Origin of the sequence: Pseudohaliea rubra DSM 19751 (assembly GCF_000764025.1) — a bacterium.
GTDB classification, from domain to species: domain Bacteria; phylum Pseudomonadota; class Gammaproteobacteria; order Pseudomonadales; family Halieaceae; genus Pseudohaliea; species Pseudohaliea rubra.
Window position 1 is genome coordinate 1 of sequence record NZ_KN234813.1, and the last position, 5,158, is coordinate 5,158.

The window sequence follows — 5,158 nt, forward strand, 5'->3', positions numbered from 1 at the left end:
GCTCGCCGCGCGCCACGGCCTGCCCCCGGCAGACCCGGAGCGGGAGGTGCTGCCGGTAAACGGCACCCGCGAGGCGCTTTTCGCCATCGCCCAGGCCTGCGTGGACCGCAGCCGCGGCGCCCTGGTCGCGTCGCCGAACCCCTTTTACCAGATCTACGAGGGCGCAGCGCTCCTCGCCGGGGCGGAGGTGCGTTTCCTCGACCTCACCCCCGAGCGCGGCTTCCTTCCCGCTCCGGAAGACCTCGCGGCGGCGGACTGGGACCGCTGTCAGCTCCTGTACCTGTGCACCCCGGGCAATCCGAGTGGCGCCGTGCTCTCCCTTGAGGAACTCGCCGCCTTTGTCGACCGGGCCCTCGCCCACAACGTGGTGCTGGTGAGCGACGAATGCTACTCAGAGCTCTACGCCGATGAGGCAAAGCCCCCGCCGGGGCTGCTGGCGGCCGCGCGACTGGCCGGCAACAGGAGCTACCGCAATTGCCTGAGCTTCCACAGCTTGTCCAAACGCTCCAACCTGCCGGGACTGCGCTCCGGCTTCGTCGCCGGCGATGCCGCGCTCATCGACGCCTTCGCCCGTTATCGGACCTATCACGGCTGCGCCATGCCACCGCATCACCAGCAGGCGAGCATCGTCGCCTGGCGCGACGAGACCCATGTGCGGGAGAACCGGGATCGCTATCGCGCCAAGTTCAGCGCCGTGCTCGACATCCTCGGACAGCCGCTGGGGCTTTCCCTGCCCCCGGCCGGCTTTTATCTGTGGCCCGAAACCCCCGGCGACGACCGGGAGTTCGCCCGCCGCCTCTACGCCGAGGAAGGTGTCACGGTGCTACCGGGGCGCTTTCTGGGCCGGGAAACGGGCGCCGGGAACCCGGGCGCCGGCCGGGTGCGCATGGCCCTCGTTGCCGAGCTTGAGGACTGCATCGAGGCGGCCCGACGTATCGCCGCCCTGCTGGCCCGCTCAGAATGCTGAGCAAGCCCGAACGGGGCAGCTTCATTCAGGCGAAGCTGGCCGCCCTTTATCCGGATCCGCAGGTTCCCCTGGATCACAAAGACCCCTTCACGCTGCTGGTGGCCGTACTGTTGTCGGCACAGTGCACGGATGAGCGCGTCAACCAGGTCACCCCGGCGCTCTTTGCTCGCGCAGACACTCCAGCCGCCATGGCGGTGCTGATGGAGGAGGAGATCCGCGCCGTGATACGGCCCTGCGGCCTGTCGCCGCAGAAGGCGAAGGCGATCAGGCGCCTGAGCGAAATCCTCGTCGAGGAGCATGGCGGCACCGTGCCGGCTGACCTGGACGCCCTCGAGCGCCTCCCCGGCGTAGGCCACAAGACCGCGAGCGTCGTCATGGCTCAGGCCTTCGGCGAACCGGCCTTCCCGGTAGATACCCATATCCACCGCCTGGCGCAGCGTTGGGGCTTGTCCTCGGGCAGGAACGTTACTCAGACCGAGCGCGACCTGAAGCGCCTTTTCCCGCGAGAGACCTGGAACGATCTGCACCTGCAGATCATCTTTTACGGTCGCGAGCACTGCACCGCCCGGGGCTGCGACGGCCGCGGCTGCGAAATCTGCCGCACCTGCTACCCCGGGCGCAAACACCCCAAAAAAACCCGCAAGGCCTGAACCCCGCCGGGCGCTGAGCCTTGCCGAGGGTGCGCCTTCGCGCCGCCCGCGTTAAGCGGTTTTCCCCGAGCGCACCGCGGCGAGGACGCCGCTGCCACAGGGGCCTCCCTTTTGCTATCCTCTCGCCCCGGCGCGGGCCCAGGGAGGGCAGCAGCAGTGATTACGGTCTACGGCATCAGCAACTGCGACACGGTCCGCAAGGCGCGGCGATGGCTGGAGGCGCACGGCATCGAGTACCGCTTCCACGACTTTCGCGAGGACGGCCTGGCGCCCGAAGCCGTGGCCGCCTGGATCGACGAACTCGGTGCCGATGCGCTCGTCAACCGGCGCAGTACCAGCTGGCGCGCGCTGCCGGCAAGCACCCGCGAAAACCTTGACCGGAACACGGCGATCGCCGCCATCCTCGAGCAGCCAACGCTGGTCAAGCGTCCCCTCCTCGACACCGGGGCCGGCCTGCACTGCGGCTTCCGTGAGGCGGACTATGAGCGCCTTTTCGAGCGCCACACGCTCTGAACTAAAACAGGAACCACCATGACTGACAGCGCTTTCGCCTTCGCCATCGGCCCGGGCACCCAGGACAGCCAGGGTAACTGGCTGGACGTTTTCTACCCGCAGCCTCTGCTCGCCCCGGCCCCCGGCCTTGTCGAGCGGGTGCGTGCTTTCGCCAGCAGCGAGCCCCTGACGAGGGAAGCGCTCGCGGGCCTCGCCGCAACCGTCGCCGACGACCCTGCCCTTGGGCCACTGACCGCCCGCCTTCGCGACAGCGAACGCCCGGTGGCCTGCACGCTGCTTGAGAGCGATGCCGCGCCCGGGTCGGTCCCGGAGGCTTACCTCAAACTGCACCTTCTCTCGCACCGCCTGGTCAAGCCCCACGGCACCAACCTGGAAGGGCTCTTTGGTCTGCTGCCCAACGTGGCCTGGACCGACGAGGGCCCGATTGCCTTGCCCGAGCTCGCTGAGCGCCAGCTCGCCGCACGGCTTGCCGGACGCGTGCTCGAGGTCAGCTGCGTCGACAAGTTCCCGAAGATGACCAACTACGTGGTGCCCACAGGCGTACGCATTGCTCACACGGCGCGGGTGCGCCTGGGCGCCTACCTCGGCGAAGGCACCACGGTCATGCACGAGGGCTTCATCAACTTCAATGCCGGCACCGAAGGCCCCGGCATGATCGAAGGACGGGTCTCCGCCGGTGTGTTTGTCGGCGCGGCCTCGGATCTCGGTGGCGGCTGCTCGACCATGGGCACGCTCTCCGGTGGGGGCAACATCATCATTTCCGTGGGGCGCCAGTGCCTCCTTGGCGCCAACGCCGGCATCGGCATTCCCCTCGGGGATCGCTGCACGGTCGAGGCGGGGCTCTTCGTCACCGCCGGCACCAAGGTGACGGTGCTGGACAGCGACGGCCAGCCCGCCGAAACCGTGAAGGCCCGTGACCTCGCGGGCCTGTCCGATCTTCTGTTCCGGCGCAACTCCCTGAACGGCGCGGTGGAGTGTCAGACCAACCGCACGGCTATTGCGCTTAACGAAGCCCTGCACCAACACAACTAACCGGACAGGAAGCCCGCTATGGAACCGGTCATCGCCCTCTGCCGCGATCTCATCAGCCGCCCTTCGGTCACCCCGGAGGATGCCGGCTGCCAGGTGCTGATGATGGACCGGCTTGCGGCCCTGGGCTTTCGCTGCACACCCCTGCCCTTCGGCAACACGGAGAACTTCTGGGCGGAGCACGGCGACCCGGCAGGGCCGCTGTTTGTCTTCGCCGGGCACACGGATGTGGTTCCGCCGGGGCCGGCAAGCGCCTGGGAGAGCGATCCCTTCACCCCAACGGAAACGGACGGCATGCTCCGGGGCCGCGGGGCGGCGGACATGAAGGGCAGCCTGGCGGCCATGGTGGTGGCTACGGAGCGCTTTATCGCGTCTCACCCGGACCACCGCGGCCGCATCGGCTTTCTCATCACCTCCGACGAGGAAGGGCCGGCGACGGACGGCACCGTGCGCGTTGTGGAATGGCTCCGGGAGCAGGGCACGACCATCGACTGGTGCCTCGTGGGGGAGCCCTCAAGCTCCGAGCACGTCGGTGATGTGGTCAAGAACGGCCGCCGGGGCTCCCTGGGCGCGACGCTCACGGTACGCGGCGTACAGGGGCACGTGGCCTACCCGCAGCGGGCGGATAACCCGATCCATCGCGCCCTGCCGGCTTTGGCGGAACTGGCGTCCCGGCACTGGGACGCCGGCAACGATTTCTTCCCGCCTACGAGCCTGCAGCTCACCAATGCGTACGGGGGCACCGGCGCCACCAACGTGGTACCCGGGGAATTCACTGTGCTGTTCAACTTCCGCTTTTCCACGGAAAGCACGGCAGCGGGTCTCAAGGCCGCGGTGGAGGAGATCTTCGACCGGCACGGCCTCGACTACCACCTGCATTGGACGCTCTTCGGAGAGCCCTTTCTTACCCCGGAAGGCGAGCTGGTGGCCGCCACCCAGGCGGCCATTCGTGCCGTTACCGGCCGCGAGACGCTGCTATCCACCGCCGGCGGCACCTCCGACGGTCGCTTCATCGCGCCCACGGGCGCCCAGGTGCTGGAGCTCGGGCCGGTGAACGCCACCATCCATCAGGTAAACGAATGCGTGCGCTGCGAGGACCTTCTGACCCTCGCAGAGATTTACGAGAGCGTTCTCGGAAAGCTACTCGCCGACTGAATCATGCAGCTGCACCAGCGCCGCGGAGACCATGGTGCGGTTCTGCGCGCCCGTGACCAGCACCACCTCCCCGCCGTCACCGTCCAGGGCCGCCAGGCTCTCGGCGACCACCGCATCCGCCTCCATCCAGAGTTCCGGCGGCATGCGCGCCGAATCGAAGCCCTCGAAGCTGTCCCTGCTGTGGATCTCCGTCCGCGTGAGACCGGGACAAAGCGCCTGGACGCGAATGCCGTGCTGCTTCACCTCCGCCTGGAGTGAGCGTGAGAAGCTGCTGAGGAAGGCCTTGGTGGCACCGTAGACGGCGGTGCTGGGCATCGGCAGGAAGGCACCAATGGAGGCGACGTTGATCACCTGACCACCGCCGGCTTCGCGCATGAAGGGCAGCGCCGCGCGGGTAAGGCGCAGCGTGGCGTCCTGGTGCACCCGGACCATGGCGAGCTCCCGCTCGATGTCACTGTCGGCAAAGGGACCGAAAGTACCGAAGCCGGCATTATTCACCAATAACTGCACGGGGCCGCGCTGGCGCAGGGCCTCGACCACGCGCACCTGGCCCTCTACCGTTGCCAGATCGGCAACCAGCGGCTCCACGGTCACCGTCGGGGCCAGTTCCCGGGCGAGGGCATCCAGCCGCTCGCCGCGGCGGGCCACGGCGATGATATGGCGACAGCGCGGCGCAAGCTGGCGCAGGTACTCCTCGCCGAGGCCCGAGGACGCTCCGGTCACCAGGGCGATAGGCTTGTCATTGGTCATGGGTGCTCTCCTGCTCGGTCGTGTAATACATGGGATTAGGGTAGACATCGAAGCGCACGGCGCGTCCCGGCAGGCTGTGCGAAGGGGCGCGCCC

Annotated in this window: 6 protein-coding genes; 5 read left to right on the forward strand and 1 reads right to left on the reverse strand. The window is 68.2% G+C overall.

The window, feature by feature from the left end; translation table 11 throughout:
* The 5 genes from HRUBRA_RS14255 to dapE form a co-directional block, all read left to right on the forward strand.
* Positions 1–967 (forward strand): aminotransferase class I/II-fold pyridoxal phosphate-dependent enzyme (locus HRUBRA_RS14255; RefSeq protein WP_035518277.1); only part of this gene is annotated, 967 nt, incomplete at its 5' end.
* Positions 961–1,617, forward strand: coding sequence for an endonuclease III (gene nth, locus HRUBRA_RS14260; protein ID WP_035518280.1), 657 nt, complete (start codon positions 961–963; stop codon positions 1,615–1,617). The genes HRUBRA_RS14255 and nth, both read left to right, overlap by 7 nt.
* 156 nt (positions 1,618–1,773) lie before the next feature.
* Complete coding sequence (locus HRUBRA_RS14265) at positions 1,774–2,130, forward strand: ArsC family reductase (protein ID WP_035518282.1); 357 nt, start codon at positions 1,774–1,776, stop codon at positions 2,128–2,130.
* Between the two features lie 18 nt (positions 2,131–2,148).
* Positions 2,149–3,162: a 2,3,4,5-tetrahydropyridine-2,6-dicarboxylate N-succinyltransferase gene (gene dapD / locus HRUBRA_RS14270; protein ID WP_035518284.1), complete on the forward strand. Its 1,014-nt coding sequence runs from the start codon at positions 2,149–2,151 to the stop codon at positions 3,160–3,162.
* An 18-nt stretch (positions 3,163–3,180) separates the two neighbouring features.
* A complete protein-coding gene (dapE, locus tag HRUBRA_RS14275; protein WP_035518286.1) occupies positions 3,181–4,314 on the forward strand; it encodes a succinyl-diaminopimelate desuccinylase in 1,134 nt (377 codons plus the stop codon).
* Here the strand turns inward: dapE and HRUBRA_RS14280 are convergent.
* Entirely contained in the window at positions 4,300–5,064 is a 765-nt protein-coding gene (locus tag HRUBRA_RS14280) for an SDR family NAD(P)-dependent oxidoreductase (protein WP_052094964.1), read from the reverse strand. The two genes, dapE and HRUBRA_RS14280, sit on opposite strands and share 15 nt — an antisense overlap.
* Positions 5,065–5,158: the final 94 nt, after the last annotated feature.